General features: G+C 43.5%; 16 protein-coding genes. 8 read left to right on the top strand and 8 right to left on the bottom strand.

The features are described 5' to 3' along the window. From H6541_14335 to H6541_14345, 3 genes are all read left to right on the top strand, one after another. Nucleotides 1–865: hydroxymethylglutaryl-CoA lyase (locus H6541_14335; GenBank protein ID MCB9016961.1), on the top strand; the 865-nt coding region annotated here is incomplete at its 5' end. A gap of 11 nt (nt 866–876) precedes the next feature. Next, entirely contained in the window at nt 877–1,728 is an 852-nt protein-coding gene (locus H6541_14340; protein MCB9016962.1) for an alpha/beta hydrolase, read from the top strand. A 172-nt stretch (nt 1,729–1,900) separates the two neighbouring features. Beyond that, on the top strand, nt 1,901–2,593 hold the full coding sequence (locus tag H6541_14345) for a CoA transferase subunit A (GenBank protein ID MCB9016963.1): 693 nt from the start codon (nt 1,901–1,903) through the stop codon (nt 2,591–2,593). Between the two features lie 225 nt (nt 2,594–2,818). Here the strand turns inward: H6541_14345 and H6541_14350 are convergent, their stop codons facing one another. The 3 genes from H6541_14350 to H6541_14360 form a co-directional block, all read right to left on the bottom strand. Next, on the bottom strand, nt 2,819–3,814 hold the full coding sequence (locus H6541_14350; GenBank protein ID MCB9016964.1) for a T9SS type A sorting domain-containing protein: 996 nt from the start codon (nt 3,812–3,814) through the stop codon (nt 2,819–2,821). A gap of 154 nt (nt 3,815–3,968) precedes the next feature. Next, entirely contained in the window at nt 3,969–5,849 is a 1,881-nt protein-coding gene (locus H6541_14355) for a T9SS type A sorting domain-containing protein (protein MCB9016965.1), read from the bottom strand. A gap of 58 nt (nt 5,850–5,907) precedes the next feature. Next, entirely contained in the window at nt 5,908–6,279 is a 372-nt protein-coding gene (locus H6541_14360) for a T9SS type A sorting domain-containing protein (GenBank protein MCB9016966.1), read from the bottom strand. Between the two features lie 569 nt (nt 6,280–6,848). Here H6541_14360 and H6541_14365 point away from each other — a divergent pair. Together H6541_14365 and H6541_14370 are read left to right on the top strand one after the other, a co-directional pair. Next, complete coding sequence (locus H6541_14365) at nt 6,849–7,505, top strand: CoA transferase subunit B (protein ID MCB9016967.1); 657 nt, start codon at nt 6,849–6,851, stop codon at nt 7,503–7,505. Between the two features lie 69 nt (nt 7,506–7,574). After that, nucleotides 7,575–8,585 (top strand): pyruvate carboxyltransferase, encoded by a 1,011-nt coding sequence (locus H6541_14370; protein ID MCB9016968.1) that lies wholly within the window; start codon nt 7,575–7,577, stop codon nt 8,583–8,585. A 76-nt stretch (nt 8,586–8,661) separates the two neighbouring features. Here the strand turns inward: H6541_14370 and ssb are convergent, their stop codons facing one another. Continuing rightward, nucleotides 8,662–9,096, bottom strand: coding sequence for a single-stranded DNA-binding protein (gene ssb, locus H6541_14375; GenBank protein ID MCB9016969.1), 435 nt, complete (start codon nt 9,094–9,096; stop codon nt 8,662–8,664). Between the two features lie 95 nt (nt 9,097–9,191). Then, nucleotides 9,192–10,250, bottom strand: coding sequence for an A/G-specific adenine glycosylase (gene mutY, locus H6541_14380; GenBank protein MCB9016970.1), 1,059 nt, complete (start codon nt 10,248–10,250; stop codon nt 9,192–9,194). Nucleotides 10,251–10,388: 138 nt separating this feature from the next. Between mutY and H6541_14385 the strand changes: the two genes are divergently transcribed. The 3 genes from H6541_14385 to trpS all read left to right on the top strand — a co-directional run bounded on the left by H6541_14385 (nt 10,389) and on the right by trpS (nt 13,615). Then, on the top strand, nt 10,389–10,673 hold the full coding sequence (locus H6541_14385; protein ID MCB9016971.1) for an integration host factor subunit beta: 285 nt from the start codon (nt 10,389–10,391) through the stop codon (nt 10,671–10,673). Between the two features lie 286 nt (nt 10,674–10,959). Further along, nucleotides 10,960–12,510 (top strand): Rne/Rng family ribonuclease, encoded by a 1,551-nt coding sequence (locus H6541_14390; GenBank protein MCB9016972.1) that lies wholly within the window; start codon nt 10,960–10,962, stop codon nt 12,508–12,510. A gap of 109 nt (nt 12,511–12,619) precedes the next feature. Next, the gene (gene trpS, locus H6541_14395; GenBank protein ID MCB9016973.1) at nt 12,620–13,615 is read left to right on the top strand and encodes a tryptophan--tRNA ligase; all 996 of its coding nucleotides are present in this window, start codon (nt 12,620–12,622) and stop codon (nt 13,613–13,615) included. 132 nt (nt 13,616–13,747) lie between these two features. On the opposite strand, the gene H6541_14400 is transcribed toward trpS, so the two are convergent. The 3 genes from H6541_14400 to H6541_14410 form a co-directional block, all read right to left on the bottom strand. Continuing rightward, nucleotides 13,748–16,147 (bottom strand): OmpA family protein, encoded by a 2,400-nt coding sequence (locus H6541_14400; protein ID MCB9016974.1) that lies wholly within the window; start codon nt 16,145–16,147, stop codon nt 13,748–13,750. Nucleotides 16,148–16,204: 57 nt separating this feature from the next. Next, a complete protein-coding gene (locus H6541_14405; GenBank protein MCB9016975.1) occupies nt 16,205–17,122 on the bottom strand; it encodes a type IX secretion system membrane protein PorP/SprF in 918 nt (305 codons plus the stop codon). 27 nt (nt 17,123–17,149) lie between these two features. Next, nucleotides 17,150–22,259 (bottom strand): gliding motility-associated C-terminal domain-containing protein (locus H6541_14410; GenBank protein MCB9016976.1); only part of this gene is annotated, 5,110 nt, incomplete at its 5' end.

The raw sequence follows: 22,259 nt of genomic DNA on the forward strand, positions 1-22,259 counted from the left end.
CATGAAAGATAACGAAATCATCAAACTTACCGAGAGTCCCCGCGATGCCCAGCAAGGCCTGCCCTACATCATCGCGCCCGAAAAGCGGGCTGGGTACATCAATACCCTGATGAAGGTAGGTTTTGATGTGATTGATTTCGGCAGTTTTGTTTCGCCCAAAGCAATACCGCAGATGGCCGATGCCGGCAGGGTGCTTGAAATGGTTGACAAAACAGGAAGTAACACCCGGCTGATGGCGATTGTGGGCAATCTGCGCGGAGGCAATGAGGCCGCCGCCCAACCCGGGTTGGACATCATCGGGTTTCCGTACTCCACTTCCGAAACTTTTCTGAAAAAAAATATCAATGCCGATGCCCGTCAGGCCGAAGCCATCATTGACGGGCTGCAGTCAATCTGTGCTGCCAACGGCAAAGAGCTCAGGGTATTCATTAGTCTGGCATTCGGCAACCCTTACAATGATGCCTGGAGTATAGATATTCTGTCGCATCAATTAGAAAAGCTCGGGCAAAAAGGAATTACAACCTTTACCCTGGCCGATACCATTGGCATTGCATCGGCGCCGCTGATTGGCGAAGTGTACACCTCGCTGCTGCAGCGGTTTCCCGCAATGGAATTCGGCCTGCACCTGCACACCCGCCCCGGCGAGTGGTATGCCAAGCTATCAGCGGCGTGGAATGCCGGCTGCCGGTGGTACGAAGGCGTAATCAGTGGCGTGGGCGGCTGCCCCATGACTGGTTACGATCTGGTGGGCAACCTCGATACACTGAGTCTGGTTTCGTTTTTACAGGAAAAAAACGCCCATCATCATCTGAATACCGAACTTTTACTCAAAGCCGTTCGTCTGGCCGGTGAATGGAACAACTAAATGGTATCATCATGAAGACATCCGCTTTTTATCACTTTCTTACGTCCACACTGCTGATTTCTTTGACCGCAACGGTGCTGCAGTTATACGCCCAGAATCCCAACCCCTGCAATACCCGCGATTTTGGCAAAAACGAGCACACCGGCCGGTATTACAACCTCAGGGGCATTTCACTGTATGTTGAACACTATGGAAAAGGCCAACCACTGGTGCTTCTACACGGCAACGGCGGATCCATCGGGAGTTTCTCCTGCCAGATTCCCTATTTTGAAAAGGAATATCATGTAATTGCCATCGACAGCCGCGCGCAGGGAAAATCGGCCGATCCATCAGATACCCTAAGTTTTGATATGATGGCCGACGACGTTAGCACCCTGCTCGACAGCCTGCACCTCGATTCGTGCAATGTACTGGGCTGGAGCGACGGGGGAATTACCGGACTATTACTCGCCATAAGGCATCCCGATAAGGTAAAGCGACTCGCCATAACCGGCGCCAATCTGAAGCCCGACAGCAGCAGTCTTTATCCGAACGACTTAAACTGGATGAAACAGGAATACGCCCGTTTGGGAAATCTCAGTCAGACACCCGAAACCAAAAACCAGCGTAAACTGCTTGGCCTCGACCTGCTCGAACCCCGCATTAGAGCAGCCGATCTCAGGCAGATTCACTGCCCTGCGCTGGTTATCGGCGGCGACCACGATGTAATTCCGCCCGCACATACCCTGCTGATTGCGCAGTCAATTCCCCGCGCATTTCTGTGGATATTGCCCAATTCGTCGCATGCCACGCTGATGGATTATCACAAAAAGTTCAACACTACGGTTGACGACTTTTTCAGGGATAAACTCAGCCCCAACTAATCCCCTCGTCTCATTTGCCCTTGTCAACAGCCTTTTCACAATTTAAAAGAGTAATTGTTTGCATGTGATTAAGTTTTCGTTATATTTGGCAATTGGCGTGCCGGTGCAATCGATTGAAACAGGCAAATCAGCATTACCGGCACTCCTTTAAAAGCTATTTAACTTTCCTGAGATGAATAAAACAGTAAAAAACGCAACAGAAGCCATTGAAGGCATTGCCGACGGCATGACGCTGATGGTTGGCGGGTTCGGACTCAGCGGCATCCCCGAAAACAGCATTAACGCACTGGTTGCCAGCGGTGTAAAAGGACTTACCTGTATTTCGAACAACGCCGGCGTGGATGATTTTGGGCTGGGTTTGCTGCTGCAGAACCATCAAATACATAAAATGATTTCGTCGTACGTGGGCGAAAATGCCGAATTTGAACGGCAGTTGCTTTCAGGCGAGCTGGAGGTTGAGCTGATACCCCAGGGAACACTGGCAGAGCGTTGCCGCGCTGGTGGAGCCGGCATTCCTGCCTTCTTCGTTCCGGCCGGATACGGTACCGAAGTGGCCGAAGGGAAAGAGGTGCGTGAATATAACGGCAAACCTCACCTGCTCGAAATGGCCCTTACCGCCGACTTTGCGCTGGTAAAAGCCTGGAAAGGCGACACCCACGGAAACCTGATTTATCGCCATACCGCCAACAATTTTAACCAGGCAATGGCTACAGCCGGCAAAATTACCATTGCCGAGGTGGAAGAATTGGTTGAAGCCGGCAAACTTGATCCCAACCAGATACATACCCCCGGAATTTTTGTTCAACGGATTTTTCAGGGAGTTGATTATGAGAAGAGGATTGAACGGTTGACGGAGAAGGAATAAAATTCCAATTTCCAGGTTCCAAACCGATTCCTGTAAAGTAGAAATGAAATTTTTCCGCATAAAAGCTAACAATTCAACCACAATGAATTACAGCAAGCGTTTCATGGTTCTGTTAGCTATCGGTACTGGAAATGCTGTTCTTTACCCCACTGCCAGGGCTCAGCATCTTAATCATTCAGGCAAACCTCTTACTATTTCCTTTAGCCTTTTTACTTTTTCCCTGCCCTACCAGGGCGCAATCATCAATTTACCGCATGCACTTCCCTGCCCGCCTTGAAGCCGGTACAAATACACCCCCGGCTTTACCCCTTCGGTTTGCCATACCGTTTTTTGGCCGGTTAGCGGCAACGTGGCTACAGGCCGGCCGGTGATATCGGTAATGGTTACGGTGCCGTTTCTGTCATTGGTGTTGAGTTCAAAAATAACATAGTCATCGGCAGGTGAAGGATAAACCAACAGGGGGATTTTAATTTCTTCCTGATTTACTGCTGTGACATACGGATAATAACAATTGCCGGGAATCGGATCCCATTCCCAACCGCCAAAAAAAATACTATCACTAATGCTAATACAAGATAAATGAACATTTTCAAAACCACATCCAACTACATTCTGAAACCCCGAAGATACATTCCCAAGTCCTTCAACCCAGTGAAAATCACATTCGGTGCCCCAGGGAGGATTCAAATTTGTTAGCATGATTCTTTTCCTATTGTAAGAGCCATTTTCAATATAATCTATTGAATCAACTCTAAAGTCGGAAAAAATATATTCAAAATCGTAAGAAGAATAGGTTGGGAGTTGCCATATTGTATCCCCTTTCTGAACTGTAAGATCCATCAAAAGAATTTCTTCACCCCCCAGGCTCCAGTTATCATCAGGAATTTTTAAATATGAACGACCTAAATCATCGCTGCGGTAAGCCCCATAGTAACCAGGACCATAAACCAAGGAAGGATCTGGCCATGGTGTGAATGGTGGAAAAAAAACAGCATCTACAATCATCAATTTTACGTAGGTAAGTCCATTGATCAGTGTATCATAATCAACATCAGGGATATACACCATGTCAATATATTGAGTCTCACTATCCCCCGATCGGATAATCCATGTTGCATTTGAATCGGGCAGGTGCATATAGGTTTGGGCGTTTATATAAGCCGGGGCCATTAGCATGAACACCATCATAATGATGCTTATTTCTTTTTGCGTTGTATTCATGATTTTGCGTGTTTAACGTGAATATTTAACTTTTAATGAGTTGTGTTCTATAGCCCACTGTCCGGGCACGGCATTTTTGTCAGGTAGTAGGCCTTCCACACAAACTGTTGTCGCTTGAGACTTTTAACATTGTGCTTTGAGCTTCTTCCCTGCCCTACCAGGGCGCAACCATCAATTTACCGCAGGCACTTCCCTGCCCGCTTTGCAGCCGGTACAGATATACCCCCGGCGTTACTCCTTCGGTTTGCCACACCGTTTTTTGGCCGGTTAGCGGCAACGTGGCTACCGGCCGGCCGGTGATATCGGTAATTACAATTGAACCTTGCATGTGTGCGTTTTGTATTTCAAAAACAACAAAATTACCGGCGGGATTGGGATAAACATTGAAAACAATTGCTGAGGGTTCGTGAATTGAAAGTGTAGTATCAACATGCACATACAATGTATCGCTCCAGGCGCTGTTGCCACATTCGTTAAAGTTAAATACTCTAATGCCGGCTGTGCCTTTAAAGCTGCTGTTCCAGATTACAATGGCCGCAGTACTATCCGAGGTTAGTGAGCCGGCAGAGGGTGGCGAAAGCTCCCATACATACCCGTTTGAATTGGCCGCCGCCGACAGGGTGTAGGTGCTTTGTGAAGTTAAAGAGGTGTAAACCCATACAGGCCCCTGGGGTTGCGTTGGAATGGCCGGGGCATAATAACCGCAATCCTTGATCTCGAAAAACCAGGCATCTTCCGGTGGATTACCACCATGGAACGTACATTGTACATCGTTGTTATTGGCAATTTTAGCCTCACTCGCTATAATATACCGGTAATCGTTAATTTTCGACACCGAATGCGTATTCAGATATTCATCCATAAGGCCACCAAAACACTGCTGACCTATTAATGTACCGTTGGAATCAAGCTTTGCAAGCCATACATCTAATTTGCCGGCATATGAATGATTGCCTGCAACATCACCATCGTTAGAAGCTGTTTCCCCAAAAATAAGGATTTCACTTGAACTGGTTGTGAATAATACCATAGGATACTCTCTTTCAGAACCTCCTAAACATCTTTGCCATACAATACTGCCTGAGGTGTCAATTTTCACAACCCATAAGTCAGGTTTACCATCAAGACCATAAGGCTGATGATGCCCGCTTACATCACCATCGTTTGAATATGAAACTGCGGTAAAAATATAGCCTGAATCAACCTCTATTACATTAATTCCAGCTTCGTAATCGCTACCGCCATAGCATTCCTGCCACAGGATATTGCCCTGCATATCGAGCTCTACCAGCCATACATTGCCAATAGCCCCCTGGGGGTAGCAGGTAACCATGCCCCCGTGATACTGCACCTGCCCCACCATCATGATGTTGCCGCGCCGGTTAATTATCAGCGACACCCCGTTATCGAGGCCTTCACTACCCAGGGTTTTTTGCCATTGTATGTTGCCATCGGCATCGCACTTGCACATCCACACATCGTAAGCACCATAAAACTGGGTAATGTCACCGCCCGGGTTATCCACCCGGTCGATAAAAACAAAACCGCCATCGGGAGTAACAATGAGACCATTCATAATATCGTAGTAGGGCGAACCATACGTTTGTTCCCACAGTATATCGCCCTGCCCGTTTATTTTTATTACCCATACATCGTTAAACCCATTGGTGCCCGATTGCACATCCCCGTCGAGCGACCAGGCTGAACCAAATATATAGAAGGTAGAATCGGTAATGGGCACAATCTTGCGGGGATTATCCGTATCTGATCCACCATAGCATTTTTCCCACAGCACATTGTGCAGCGTATCGGTGCGCAATACCCAGATATCTGCGCTGCCGTGGTAATTGCTCGCTTCACCTCCTGAATTTATTCCCAAGGTGAGAAAATAACCATCGCGGATTCGGGTAACGGAATAATAATAGGCATCCTTCTCATCTCCAAGGCATTGTTGCCACACTATTTTATTGTTCTGGGCATAGCCGTAATCGAGCGTAAGAAGGAGAAACAGTATATTTAAAACGAAAGGCCGCATTGCAATAAGAATAAAAGGACCATCCCGAATAACCCGGGATGGACCTGATGAATAATAATTATTGAAGAACAAGTTTGCCTTGTTTGCTTACAGTTCCTGCTTTTAGGGTATATACATACACCCCTTTTTCAACCTGGCGGGTATCCCATACCTGCTGTCCCTGACTGCCTGATAATGCAAAAGAAACAACCAATCTTCCCTGAATGTCGGTAACAAACTTAAGATTCTCAAGATACGGTAACATCTTATTCTCAATAGATTGAAATGTAGTGGCAGGTGTTGCACCATTAAGGTATGTCTGCAATTGTGCTTTTAATTCTCCAACCACTGCTAAATTTAAAAAGATGAAAAGAACAGCAAGTGCTATTCTTCCTGATTTCCACGACTCAGATATAAATCGTGTGGGGGGGGGTAATTGTTTGATTTTCATAATATTGTATTTCTATAGTTAAAATGATTATAAATATTGGGTTGAGTTGATTAATTAAAAATTATTGTAGGTTTATGCTTTGGAGAATTTAACCAATGCACCTATCCTATTGTCTGTTATTAAAATATAGACTCAAATACCAATCTCCGTGAGGATAAAATGCTATAAACTACGCAAGCGCTTGGTTAAATGCTATTTTCAAAATTAATCGATTTTTATACGTGGAATTAACATCTTTTAACAAACCTTGAAAAGGTAGGAAATTTAGAATACTTCTAAATAATTCGACCCGTCTGTGCCAAGCCGGTAAACGACTCTGCAAACATCGATATCAGCCTAAATCAAAAATGAAAAATTCTTTAAAAGAATCGAATGAATAAAAGTAATTTTGTTGTACATTCAGCATCTCAATTGAAGTTATAGGCATGACATTAATGCACTGACTTCCGGCATCTCTCGTTATCTCTTCGAGCTCCCGAGGCGAGCGGATTCTGACTTCTGTTCTGATAACCTATCGGTATCCGAAATCCGACTTCAAAAACAAACCAACATAAATAGCTAGGAAAAGTATGGCTTTAACAAAAGAACAAATCGCGCAACGCATTGCACAGGAACTGAAAGACGGGTATTACGTGAACCTTGGCATTGGCATTCCAACCCTGGTGGCCAATTATGTGCCCGAAGGTGTTGAAGTGGTGCTGCAGTCGGAAAACGGTATGCTGGGGATGGGACCGTTTCCCGAAAAGGGTAATGCCGATGCCGACCTGATAAATGCCGGCAAGCAAACCGTTACCGTTTTGCCGGGCGGTTCGTTTTTCGACTCATCCACGAGCTTTGCCATGATACGCGGCGGGCACGTTGACTTAACGGTGCTTGGCGCGTTTGAAGTGACCGATAAGGGCGATATAGCCTCGTGGAAAATTCCGGGGAAAATGGTAAAAGGCATGGGCGGTGCCATGGACCTGGTGGCTTCGGCCAAAAATATTGTGGTGGCCATGCAGCATTGCAGTAAAGACGGGCAATCGAAACTGCTTAAAGAATGTACCCTGCCGTTAACCGGTGTGCGCTGCGTTAAGAAAATTGTGAGCGATTTGGCGGTGATTGAAGTTACCGACGATGGCTTCAAACTACTTGAACGCGCCCCCGGTGTGAGTGTGGATGAAATTAAGGCCGCTACCGAAGGGAAGTTGATAGTGGATGGCGAAGTGCCTGAGATGCAATTCTGATTTGTTCGCCTCCCCGGGATGATGAACAATACTCAATGGATTGCGTTTAAAATCTGAAACATTCAAATCATGAATTACCCCAAAAAAGTAACTATAGGCGACATCACGGTGCGTGATGGTTTTCAGCACGAAGAAAAATTTATCCCCACCGAGGCTAAGCTCTGGGTGGCTGAACAGCTTATCCTTTCGGGATTTAAGCACATTGAAGTCACCAATCTGGGCAACCCTAAAGGCATGCCGCAGTTTAAGGATGCCGATGTGATATTGAAAAGCATCCGCAAGAGCAAAACTATTGCGCATCTGATAGATGGCGTGAGCCTTACCGCGGTTACTATCCGCGAAAAGGCCATTGAACGGGCCATCGAAGCCCGCAAGGAAGGCTGGGGGCCCGATCGCATCCTGCTTATGGTTTCTACCAGTGAGTCACATCATATCAAAAATTCAGGATTAAGTCTTGATGATTACTGGAAAATGGCCGAAAAATACATTCCCATGGCACACGATGCCGGCATAAAAGTAAACGGAACCGTGAGCACCATTTGGGGATGCCCTATCGAGGGCCCCACCAAAATGGAGAAAGCCATTGAGTTTACACAACGCTGGCTCGATATCGGAGCCAACGATGTGGAACATGCCGACCATGATGGCTCAGCATCGCCCGACCGCGTTTACCGCTACTTTTCGATGCTGCTCGACAGCATTCCACGGCCCGAAAAGCACATCGTACACTTTCATACCACCCGTGGCTGGGGCCTGGCCAATGTGCTGGCTGCCCTGCAGGCCGGAATGACCAATTATGAATCTACACTGGGAGGAATCGGCGGACAGCCGGCCAACTTTGTGGATGGTGTGCCTGTAGCCGGAACCGGTTCCTATTACTACAAAGACGCCGGAATTACCGGGCTGGTGAGTACCGAAGATATGGTGGTAATGATGGACGAAATGGGCATTGAAACCAATCTGGATATTGATCGGGTTCTTGAAACAGGCAACATGGTTGAGCGGATTGTGGGCCGCAGGTTGCGTTCCGAAGCCATTAAAAACGGACGAATCCCTAAATCGTTAAGCGGAAGAGGTTAGGGTTTGATAAATCAACTTTATAAAAAGAGAGCGGTGCTGATAAACTTCAACACCGCTCTCTTTATAAATACTTTAATTAAAAGGGAAGATCGTCTTTTTCGGTAGGAATTACCGGAGGTGCCGGATTTAAATTTTCATGAGATGCTGCCGGGGCTGAAACTGTTTGGTTTTCAGCATTAGAACGTCCACCCAGCATATTAAGTGTATCCACCTCAATTTCGGTTATATATCTTTTTTGACCATCTTTTTCGTATGAGCGATTACGAATACGGCCTTCAATGTATACCTGAGAACCCTTCCTGAGATATTTTTCGGCTACTTCGGCCAACCCACGCCATAAAATAATATTGTGCCACTCTGTTTGTTCAACATCCTGCCCATCACGGTTTCTGTATGTTTCTGTAGTAGCCAGTGAAAACGATGCCTTTTTAACTCCCTTGTCAAAATTCTGAATTTCAGGATCTTTCCCGAGATTACCAATCAGAATCACTTTGTTAACGCCTCTTGCCATTTTTCTCGCTTTTATAATTGTAAATGTTCCACAAATATACATTCAAATCGGTAGGAAACCAAGATTTTAATGCCAGCCTTTTAGGCATATAACAACTAAAAATGGAAGTATTTCTGGAGGAATTTTTCGGTAAGACGGGGAATGGGCAAACCATCAGAATGAGGATTTTGCACAAGCCTGATTTCATCTGAATTTAGTTGCGGGTGAATACCATCCTGTTTTACAATAAAATAACGGGCATAAATATGCTGATGAGTGAGTATGTGTTTGAAATCGAAGAAATGAGACTGAACATCTTCAACTGAATTGAAGAATTTCCTGAAATCAGCATTTGCGTTCATTTCACCCAAAGAAAACAAATGGTCAGCCTCTGTCATAGGCAAATCCCATAAATTTCGCCAGATATCATTTCCGGTTCGTTTAATCATCATAATGTTTTTATTTTCTGACACTAAACATATGTAATTAAAAAAACGATTGCGGGTTACAACTTCTTTCTTTTTCAATGGAAGCTTATCTGTTAATCCTTTTTCATAAGCATAACAAGTCTTTTGCAGCATACAGTCTTCACATAGCGGGTTTGCGGGTTTGCAGTGCAAGGCTCCGAATTCCATAACGGCCTGATTAAACTCACCGGGTTCAGACCGGGGAATGAGCGACTGAGCCAGGTTAAAAACTGTTTTTTGTGAATTTGGGCTTCCGGCAGGTTCGTGCACACCAAACAACCTTGAAAATACCCTGACAACATTTCCATCGACCACTGGTATTGCCTGATGATTGCAAATGGAAGCAATAGCAGCTGCAGTATATTGTCCAACGCCTTTCAATAAAATAAGATCATCATAAGCAGCAGGAAAAACCCCGTCAAACTTATCTATAATAAGTTTAGCTGAGAAATGCATATTTCGGGCCCTGCTGTAGTACCCAAGGCCTTTCCAAACAGACAGAACATCTTCTTCATCAGCATTGGCAAGGGACTGAATGTCAGGAAATTTTTGAAGAAACCGGAGATAATAGGCCAGGCCCTGATCAATTCTGGTTTGTTGAAGAATAATTTCCGAAACCCAAATTTTATAGGGGTCGCGTGTGTGTCGCCAGGGCAAATTTCTTTTATGATTTTGATACCAATCGAGCAATAATTTTTGAATATCCATAAGCAAATTCCGAAAAACACTTAAATAGAGGCAATTGGGAGCAAAAAAAACAGATAATTTTAATTTTGTCACAAAAACCTGTATATTTGCACCCCGTTTAAAAAATTTATTCTCAAATCATTAAAACTCAAAATCAACATGACAAAAGCAGAAATTGTAGCTGAAATTGCTAGTAAGACCAATATTGAAAAGGTTGCCGTACAGCAAACTGTTGAGGCTTTCATGGATGCAGTTAAAAACTCTTTGGCCAACGGTGAAAACGTATATCTCAGGGGCTTTGGTAGTTTCACTACAAAGAAAAGGGCAGAAAAAACCGGACGTAACATTTCAAAGAATACTACAATTATCATTCCGGCTCATTTCATCCCAGCTTTTAAACCTGCTAAGACCTTCGTATTTGACGTTAAAAACAAGGTAAAATAAGCAGTTGTTCAATTTTTAAAAAACATTTATCATGCCAAGCGGAAAAAAAAGAAAAAGACATAAAATGGCCACTCACAAACGGAAAAAACGTTTGCGCAAGAACAGGCATAAAAAGAAATAAGTTTTCTTAATTACGGGAAATACCATCATATGGCCTTAACAGGTTCTGCGTGGCCATATGATGGAATTATTCCTATTTTTGTTTACCGATTCGAACAACAGGTGATACCTACCTGTTGATTTGTGTATATATAAAGGTAGCGCTCACCACATAAAAAATCAGGAGTTGAATAAAGAACTGATTATCGATGCGGGTCTTTCGGAGGTGAATATTGCATTGCTTGAAGACAAGGACCTCGTTGAATTAAACAAAGAAAAGAGTAATAGCAATTTTGCAGTAGGCGATATCTATTTGGGTAGGGTAAAAAAGATTATGCCCGGCCTCAATGCTGCATTTGTGGATGTCGGGTATGAAAAAGATGCCTTCCTCCATTATCTGGATCTCGGCCCACAGGTTAATTCATTAAATAAATTACTGAAGCATTACATTGCTGGCAAACCGGATGCGCCGGGAATCAGTGATTTTGATCCCGAACAGGATATTGAAAAAACCGGTAAAATTAATTCTGTATTAACGCCAAACCAACAGGTTCTTATTCAGATTGCCAAAGAACCCATCTCCACAAAAGGGCCCAGAGTTTCTTCAGAAATCTCTTTTGCAGGACGATATTTGGTCTTGGTGCCATTTTCTCAACGCGTTTCTGTTTCGCAGAAAATTAAAAGCATTGATGAGCGCAACAGGCTAAAGCGCTTGATTACCAGCATCAAACCAAAGAATTTCGGAGTTATTATCCGCACTGTTGCCGAAAACAAAAAAGTTGTTGACCTTGACAACGATTTGCGCAGCCTCATTGCCAAATGGGAAGCCTGTGTTGCAAAATTAGAAGGCGCCAAAGCCCCTCAAAAAATCCTGAGTGAAATAGATCGCACTACAGCCATTCTTCGCGATCTGCTGAATGAGTCTTTCAACAATATCCACATAAATGATCCGGGGCTATTCGAAGAAATTAAAGCTTACATCAAAACCATTGCGCCCGACAAAATTGATATTGTAAAACTCTACAAAGGCAAAGTTCCCATTTTTGAGCATTTTGGAATTGACAAACAGATAAAAAACTCCTTTGGTAAAATTATTACCATTAAAAGTGGGGTTTATCTGATAATTGAACATACCGAGGCTCTTCATGTAATAGATGTCAACAGCGGTCACAGGGTAAATTCTGAAATTTCACAGGAAATGAATGCTCTTGCAGTAAACCTGGAGGCAGCTGCAGAAATTGCGCGCCAGCTCAGGCTGCGCGATATGGGGGGCATTATCGTTATCGATTTTATCGATATGCATGATGGGGCCAACCGACGTAAACTCTATCAGAAACTGAAAGAGGAAATGAGTCGTGACCATGCCAAGCATACAATTCTTCCTCCAAGCAAATTCGGACTTGTGCAGATTACCCGTCAAAGGGTTCGCCCTGAAATGAATGTTCAGATTCTTGAAAAATGTCCTGCTTGTGGCGGCACCGGTGAAATTAAACCAAGCATTATCCTGATCGACCAGATAGAAAACAATATCCGCTATCTTATTCAGGACCAAAATGAACCGTTTGTTAAGATTGCCATTCACCCATATATTTATGCTTATCTCACCCAGGGATTCCCGTCGATACGCATGAAATGGTATGCAACCTTTAAACGCTGGATCAGGCTTAAACCAATGCCTTCCTATCATTTGCTTGAATACCATTTTTTCAACAAAGTTGAAGACGAAATTAAGATGTAATCGGCCTTAAGCATTGATAAATCATCTGATTTCTTACCAAATTATATATTATTTTTGCAGTACCGGTTGTTAAAAGTTACCGGAGGTTTTTCTTTATTTAATACTGAACATGGATACAGTCGTTAGTGGAATCAGACCCACAGGTAATCTACATCTGGGTAACTATTTTGGAGCTTTACGTAACTTCATTAAAATGCAGGACGAAAATCATTGCTATTTCTTTATAGCTGATTATCATTCCCTTACCACTCATCCCACTCCTGCTGATTTACATGGGAACGTTAAAAGTGTTTTGGTTGATTACCTGGCTGCCGGGCTCGATCCGGAAAAAGCCACTCTTTATCTGCAAAGTGACCTCCCCGAAACTGCTGAACTGTACCTGTTTCTCAATATGAATGCTTATCTGGGCGAACTGGAGCGCGTTACTTCTTTTAAAGATAAAGCACGTACCCAGCCTGATAATATCAACGCCGGATTGCTTACCTATCCTACCCTGATGGCTGCTGATATTATTATTCACAAAGCCCACAAAGTGCCTGTTGGAAAAGATCAGGAACAACATCTTGAAATGACCAGAACTTTTGCCAATCGTTTTAACCGTTTGTATAATGTTGACTATTTCCCTGAGCCTGTTGCTTATAACTTTGGCGAGCAGCTGATTAAAATTCCAGGGCTTGACGGAAGCACCAAGATGGGCAAATCGGAAGGTGAAGGCAATGCTATTTTCCTAAGCGACGACCCGACAGTTATCCGCAAAAAAGTAATGAAAGCGGTAACTGACAGCGGGCCAACAGAACCCAACCAGACTAAACCTCAGGCAATTGAAAATATTTTCTATCTGATGAAAGCTTTATCAAAACCTGAAACCCTTGCATTTTTTGAAGAAGAATATAACAATTGCAGAATCAGGTACGGTGATATGAAAAAACAGCTGGCCGAAGATGCTATTCAATTTACAGAACCTTTCCGTGAAAAAATCCGGGAATTGTCGGCCAATGATGAGTACCTCCGCAAAGTAGCTGCCATAGGCCGCGATAAAGCCCGCGAGAGCGCTTCAAAAACCATTAAGGAAGTACGTAGCATTATCGGCTTCAAACCCTTCTAAACCCTTCATTTCAGCGAAGCCTCAAAGAAGCAGATATCATACAGGCTTCGGATTTACTGATGAACTATTTTCTAAAACATAAAAAAGGGAGCTGATTCAAATATCAGCTCCCTTTTTGTTCATCCAACAGCGCTATCGGGCTGCCATAATTTTCCCGTTTTCAATCTTTACTACAAAAGCATCCTTAAAACCTTTGTCAGCTATTTGTTTACGCAACTGAACCGCATTCGAATAATCAGCTTCACAGCCTGCAATATATTTATACCATTTTCCTGATTCATAACATTGCACATGGGCAATTCCCTTAAGTTCAGGGTCAGTCAAACTAATTTTTGAAGCAGAAGCCAGCAACTGAACACCAAAGCAAATTTCATTATTAACCATGTTATTTAAACCAGTTTCCGTTGATGGTTTATCTGCTGACATTGTTTTGCCAGATAATGCAGATTGATTATTTTCAGGGGTGTCAGCAGTTTCAAAACACTTGTTAAAGAAATCAGGTTCAAATAAATAAATATCTACCTCTTCGCCCGTTTTAAATAATGATGGTTTTAATGACTGATTCAGAACTGGCTTATCGATAGACAAAATTTTAAACTCCGTTCTGCGATTTGCCTGATGCTCTTCTTCAGTACATTGCACACCATCCTGGCATTTATTTATAAGTTTTTTCTCTCCATAACCTTTTGCTATCAAACGTGAAGGATCAATTCCCTGAAGGACAATATATCTGATGGCAGCCTCAGCTCTTTTTTGAGATAACTCATCATTATACTCGTCAGAGGCTCTGCAATCGGTGTGAGAAGAAAGTTCGATCCGGATTGGATATTGTTTGAGGATAGCCACCAGGTTATCGAGTGAAGGCTTGGCATCTTCTCTGATGAACCACTTGTCAAGATCATAATAAATATTCTCCACGCGAAATACTTTATCCACTTCCAGTTTATCAAGAAGCAAATCCCGGGGTGTTTCCTGATTTGTGACAGTATCTGTCACATCAACTTTGAAATTCAAACAATCAGTCAGATAGTCAGGCTTAACTGCTTTGGTAACATAAAGCACATCTTTTTCGACCGGAGTAGTAAAAAAACCTTCCGGATTTGTTTCGAGTACTCTGACTTTATTTGTTTTCGTATTCAGCACAAACACCTGAGCTCCGGCCAATGGCGTTCCGGTAGTTTTGTCTTTAACATAGCCACTCACGTTCATATCTTTTGCAATGATTTGCTGAGCTTCAACCTCTTTCATTTTTGGATAAGCAGCATTTTTAAAAGCGTAAATATCATCGCTGCCTTTACCGCCAGGCCTGTCGGAACTAAAAAAGCCTGATTTTAAATCTTTTGAAACTGCAATGGCAAAATCATCATAGGAAGAGTTAAGCGGTGCATAGAGGTTTTCAGGTTCACTCCATTTTCCATTGGTTAGATGGGAAAGAAAGATATCAAGGCCTCCGTATCCGGGATGTCCGTCAGAAGCAAAATAGAGCAGCGAATCATTAACCAGCGTAGGAAAAACCTCATTCCCGATGCTATTTATAACTCCACCCAGGTTAACAGGCTCACTCCATTTGCCACCAGTGAACTCTGATGAGTAAAGATCGGAACCTCCGGAACCTCCGGGTTTATCTGATACAAAAATTAAATGTTTTCCATCGGAAGAAATGGTTGGATGGCCCACAGAATAACTATCGCTATTATAAGGAAATTCGATGTATCCATCCTTTCCTTCGCTCAGATTTGCATAGAAAATCTTTAAAACATAAGTTAGAGGAGCACCTTTAACTCTTTGAACTTTATCTATAACAGTGCGCGTAATAAAAATTTTGCTGAAGTTGTCAGAAAATGAAGCAGGTCCATCGTGGTACGACTGGTTAAATTTTGATGACATAGGGGTTGGATTATGCATGGGCCCCCAGAAATCTTTGTAATATTTAGGATCAGCCTGAAACAGATTTAGATAATTAAAATTAGTCCAACCATACCTTTTGTTCTCGAGCAGGCTTGGGTTTCTATCGGATGTATAAACGATGCCCTTTTCAAAGAAAACCGGACCAAAGTCAGAATAAGTTGAATTAAGATTATCAGCATTTTTAACTTCAGCTGAGGGTGATTTTTTTGACCATTCAGCCATTAAAGCACAATAACCGGCATACAGTTTACCTTTGGGATCATCAGGAACCAATGTTGCATATTTCTCAAAAGCTGCTTTAGCCTGATCATAATCCTGAAGGCTTCGGGCAGCCTGTCCCAGATAATAAAAATTGACCGGCTCAATATCATTGAATTCAGTGACTCTTTGATACCACGATCTTGCTTCGGCAACATCATTCGTAAACCGATAACAGTCAGCAAGTTTGATTGTTGCTTCCTTTTTCACAACATCATCGCGGCTTTCAGCAGCTTTGAGATACAAAGGAATTGCCCTGGCATACTTGTATAATTCAAATTGCCTGTTGGCCTTCTTGATTTGTGAAAATCCCTGCATGCCAGTAACCAGAAACAGGGTTGCAAGAATAATTTTAATATTTCTCATTTGCTTATTTTTTATATCAGTCAAAGCTTCAGCCCAAAAACAGAATTTTGCCGTTTGCTAGAAAAAGAACCTGGGTGTAAGCATTCTTTCTTTATAAAGATCGAGGTCTATTCCCAGCCTGATTTCATGCGAACCTTTGTTATGAGGCTGTAATTCATTCAGATAAATATCATAAGAATAGCCCACCCTAAACTTCTCAGAAATTCTGAACTCTGTCATAAAAACTATGGCTTTTTCAGTACGATAAGATGCTCCAATCCAAAAAATGTTACTAAACAACAAACTGGCATTCACATCAACCTGCATCGGGGCATTTTTCACAAATTTAGCCAGCACAGAAGGCCTGAAAACAATTTTATCGTCAATAGGGACAGCCACTCCGGCCATGCCATAAAAGTGCCTGAGGAGCTTTGTATAGGTTGTTTTCTCATTTACAACAGCCAGCCCATATTCATTCTGAAAAAGTTGTTTGGATGACAAACCTGCAAAAAACCGGTTATTCTGATAATAAACCCCAAAGTTGGCGTCAGGTATCATCCGTTGCACATCCTGTGGATTAAACGTATAGTCCGGATCTTCAACATTCATCTGTCTCCAATCGAAATCAAAGTATTTAAATCCACCCTGAAGTCCGAAAGACAAGGTGCCTTTCCCCAATAAGAGCCTGTAAGCATAAGTAGCCATCAGCCCCTGATTTATTGTCGGGCCGAGCGCATCACGGTATGCATATAAGCCCAATCCTACCTTATTGTTGCGGGTTGCCATATGGGCGGCCACAGTAAAAGTACGGGGAGCTCCATCAATGCCCACCCATTGATACCTGTCAAGCATATCAATGGTGAGCATTTCGCGGCTACCGGCATAAGCCGGGTTTAAAGCCAGTTTATTAAACATATACTGGCTAAACAGCGGATCCTGCTGGGCAAAAGCCGAGAAACTGATTAACAGGAATACTAAACCGGTTATCTTTTTCATTTGATTGTGTTTTTTATATTTTCAGAATCAGTTTTCGCTTCTTACATAAATCCATCCGGTAAACGTTTTCACGTCCTTGATTTCAAGTATGTAGTAGTATGTACCATCAGGAACCATTTCACCTTTGGAGTTGGTAGCATCCCAATATACATTCACATTGTCGTAATGCGACATTTCATTGATTTTATCGCCCCAACGATTGAAGATCTTCACTGTATTGTCGGGGAACCCTTCAATACCTTTAATCTTCCAGATGTCATTATTTCCATCTTCATTAGGTGATACTCCATTGTAGATGACTATATCATCAATGGTAGGCTCGGGCAACACATGTATGTAAATCATGGCTTCGTCGCACATGACCGGTATACCCTTATCACAAATTCTGTAACAGAGCGAATCATCGCCGGCAAATCCTGCATAAGGAGTATAAGTAATCGTGTTGTCGCTGTTTATCACTACCAAACCATTTTCAGGATAACTGCAGAAACTTACTGAAAGTGCATCGTTTTCCGGATCACTATCGTTATCAGTAACATGAACAACTACACTTGTGTTGAATCTGGTAGTATCATAATCGTCAACTGCTACCGGCGGATAATTGATTCCATCTATCATTACCATCACTTCATCTGTATCCTGACAGCCAGTAACCACATCTGTAACGAGTAAAACAAACTCTGTATGGTTGGTTAATGGCCTGGTTTCAGGATTGGTAGAATTGCTGTTGAGCAACAATGAAGCTGGTTGCCAGTTGTAGGTATAGGACCCCGAACCATTTATAGCAGTACCACTCAAAATTGTAGTAGTATTGTATGCAATAGACTGATCTTCACCCGCATTGGCAACAACACCGGCATTGATTGTAAGTTTCAGATTATCAGTTACTAATTCACTTCCGCAAGCTTCGGCTCCTGTTACATTCAGGGTAAGCAATACAATACCTGTTTCAGTAGCAGATGGAATGTAAATTGGCGACAACGTATTTCCGTTGATGAAAGAGCCTTCGCCATCGGATGTCCAGTAAACCGAAGTGTAATTGCTTGCAGTTGCAGCAAGTAGTTGCAGCTGATTGCCCTGACAAATGGTCATATCTGGTCCCGCATAAGCGGTTGCTTTTTGCGCAATAGTAAGCACCATCTGGTCTGTTGCTGTGCTGCATCCAGCCTCAGAAACAGCTTCCATTGTTAAAACAACCTGACCATTTAACACATCGCTAACTCCCGGGGTATAAACCGGATTCATCAGGTTTGCGTTGTTGAAAGAACCGGTACCGCTGGTTGACCATTGTACTGAAGACTGATATGTTGCTGAAGCTCCTGTAACAGAATAACTATCATCCATACAAATAGTAGCATCTTCACCGGCATTTGCTGTTGCCTGACGCGAAATAAAGAGCCTCATTTGGTCAGTGCTAACACCACAAGGTTCTGATGACATTCCGGTTATTGTCAAAGTAACATTACCTGAAATAATATCATTCAAGCCAGGTGTGTAAACCGGATTAAGGATGTTTGCATCACTGAATGATCCATCGCCGGAAGAAGTCCATGTCAATGAAACGGCATTTGACTGCATAGCTCCAAAAATGGTAAAGGTTTCAGTTTCACAAATAGTGGCATCAGCCCCGGCATTTACTTCAGCCTCGCGTGAAATGGTAAGTACCATTGCGTCGGAAACGGCAGCACAAGGCGAAGCTGCATTAACAGATATGGTAAGAGTAACTGTGCCATTCAAAATGTCAGATGCACTCGGTGTATAAGTTGCATTTACAAGTGACGGATTATTGAAGTTTCCTGTGCCACTTGTTGACCACATAACAGTTTGGGCAAATGCCACGGTTGCATTACTGAGTAAGTAGGATGAACCTTCACAGATGGCAGCATCACCTCCGGCATAAGCAGTTGCCTGACGCGAAATGGAAAGCACCATCGCATCACTTACCGGTGGGCAAAGAACTGACTGAGCCGTAAGTGTGAGAGTTACATTGCCAGAAATAATATCAGCCATGCTAGGCGTATAGACCGGGTTTAGGATATTAGCATCATCAAAAGTACCTGAACCGGATGACGTCCAGTGCAGACTAGCAGCATCAGAAGCCATAGCATTAGTAAGCTGATAGACAGAACCTTCACAAATACTAGCGTCTTCACCTGCACTTACTGTAGCCTGATTGCTGATGGTTAGTACCATTTGGTCAACATCTCCGGCACAAGGCGCTTCAGAAGAAACAGTAAGAGTTAATGTTACATTTCCATTCAGTATATCAGCAATACTTGGTGTATAGGTAGCATTTATCAGGTTCACATTATTAAATGAGCCTGAACCATTGCTGCTCCACGTTACCTGAGTAGCATTTGACACTGAAGCTGTGGATAATGTATAGGACGAACCTTCGCATATACTTGCGTCAACTCCAGCATTGGCCGTAGCCTGAAGTGATATATTCAATACCATGGCATCAGAAACAGAACCACATGGCGCTATTGATTGCGCAGTAAGTGTAAGAACAACTGAACCTGCCGAAATATCAGCTGATGATGGTGTATAAACCGGATTCAAAATGCCCGGATTACTGAATACTCCCGAACCACTCGTTGTCCATAAAATACTACTTGCATTGGACTGTGAAGCCTGATCAAGCATAAATACTGAGCCCTGACAGATGACAGCATCAGCTCCTGCATTTACTTCTGCCTGACGAGATATATTCAGTACCATCTGGTCACTGCTTCCGTCGCAAGGAGCATCCGAATTAACATACATTGTTAATGTAACATTTCCATCAAGAATATCATTTGCACTTGGGAAATATGTTGGATTGACCAGTACAGGGTTGTTAAAGTAACCCGTTCCGGTTGTAGTCCAAAATACAGAAGCAGCAGATGTTGCAACAGCGCTTTCAAGATAATAAGAAGAGCCTTCACAAATAGTGGCATCGCCACCTGCATAGGCAACAGCTTGTTGTGAAATTGTAAGCACCATTTCATCCATATCAAATCCACATGGAGCATCAGACTGAGCTGTTAATGTTAGGATAACTGAACCAGCACTAATGTCAGCTACACTTGGCGTGTAAACCGGATGAAGTATAGTATCATCGCTGAATGTTCCTGTACCAGAAGTTGTCCAAAACAGCGAGGTGGCATTCTGAGCCATAGATGAAGTGAGCGTATAATCACTTCCCTGACAGATGATTGCATCAACACCTGCATTAATAATTGCCTGCCTGTTGATGATAAGGGTCATCTGATCAGCGTCGCCGGCACACGGAGCTGCTGATGAAACAGTCATGGTAAGTATTACCGAGCCATTCAAGATATCAGATGCACTTGGTGTATAAACGGGATTCTGAACAGTGACACTGCTGAATAAGCCTGTACCGCTGGTTGTCCAGAGTATTGCTGTCGCATTGGCGGCAACTGCCGTAGATAGCACAGCCTGAGAACCTTCGCAGATGGTAATATCAACTCCTGCATCAGCAATAGCCTGATCGCTGATGAACAATGTCATGGCATCTATGGCTTCGCCGCACGGTGCATTTGACTGTGCCGTAAGCGTAAGCGTTACAGAGCCTGCAGCTACATCGGCAGCGCTCGGCTGATAAACAGCATTCAGGACAGCCGGATTCACAAACTCTCCGGTACCAGAAGTGGTCCATTGCAGTGAACTGTAGATTGCAGCTGTAGCCGATGTGATCGTAAACGGAGCTGTTTCACAAGTATATCCATCACTGCCAGCATTAACAACTGCCTGACGCGAAATGGTGAGTATCATCTGATCTATATCTATAGCACAAGGCGATGTTGGGTTGCCCGTTAGAGTAAGAACAACTGAACCATTGATTATATCAGCCTGACTCGGAGTATACGTCGGATTAATCAGCGATGGATTGTTAAAGAATCCTGTTCCACTTGATGTCCAAAGCAAAGATTGTGCGTACTGCGAAGTTGCATCTTCAAGAATATAAGCAGTTCCTTCACAGATAGAAGCATCAGCTCCAGCATTTACAATAACCTGACGACTAATAGTCAATACTAGCTCATCTGTTACAACATCGCAAGGCACTGGTGCTTCGCCGGTGAGGGTGAGAATAACCGAGCCCGATGCGATATCGGCAACACTTGGCGTATATACCGGATTCAGTATTGCAGAATTATCAAATGTCCCGGTTCCTGAAGTTGACCAGAGTAACCCAATGGTGTTGAGTGATGTGGCTTCAGCTAATGTAAATGTGCCAGTTTCACAAATGATAGCATCATTTCCAGCAAATACTTCAACTGGAGCCTGAATACTTAATATCATTTCATCAACAGATGTTGAGCATGCACCAACCGAGAATGCAGTCATAATAAGTGTAACAGCGCCATCGTCGATATCATTCTGACTTGGTGTGTAAGTAGGATTGATACTGTACGGACTGTTAAACGAACCAGTACCGGTAGTAGTCCAGAATACTGAATACTGGTTGGTGGCTGATGCTTCACTGAGCGTATAAGGTGTTCCGCCACAAATGATATCATCCGGACCAGCATTCGCAATAGCCTGCCTATTGATGGTAAGTACCATAAAATCGTCATCTGTCGGACAGGGGCTGGCTGATATACCGGTAAGAGTAAGTACAACTGAGCCATTCAGTATGTCATCACTGCTCGGTATGTAGGTAGTTTCAAGTAAGCCGGAATCCACAAATGATCCTGTGCCATTTGAAGTCCAGAGTACACTTTCAGTGTTAACTGCATTTGCAAAACTGGTTACAAACGACTGTCCTTCACAAATTTGAGAATCCGGGCCCGCATTGACTACAGCCTGACGACTGATAGTCAGCGTCATCTGGTCAACGGCATTTACACATGGTGAGGCGCTGGTAACTGTCATGGTCAGGATAATCGAACCATTCAGTCGGTCTGCTGCACTCGGCGTGTAAGTCGGATTTTGGTCGGTGGCATCGTCAAAGCTGCCGGTACCATTGCTTGTCCACAGGATAGATGCAGCATCGGTAGCCACAGCATCGCTGATGGTGTAAGCTGAACCTTCACAAATGGTAGCATCATCACCGGCAAAGGCAGTGGCCTGGGCGTTGATGGTCAGTACCATAAAGTCACTGGCATCACTGCATGGTGCAGCGGAAGTGGAG

The sequence above is a fragment of the Lentimicrobiaceae bacterium genome (assembly GCA_020636745.1).
Lineage (GTDB): Bacteria > Bacteroidota > Bacteroidia > Bacteroidales > Lentimicrobiaceae > Lentimicrobium.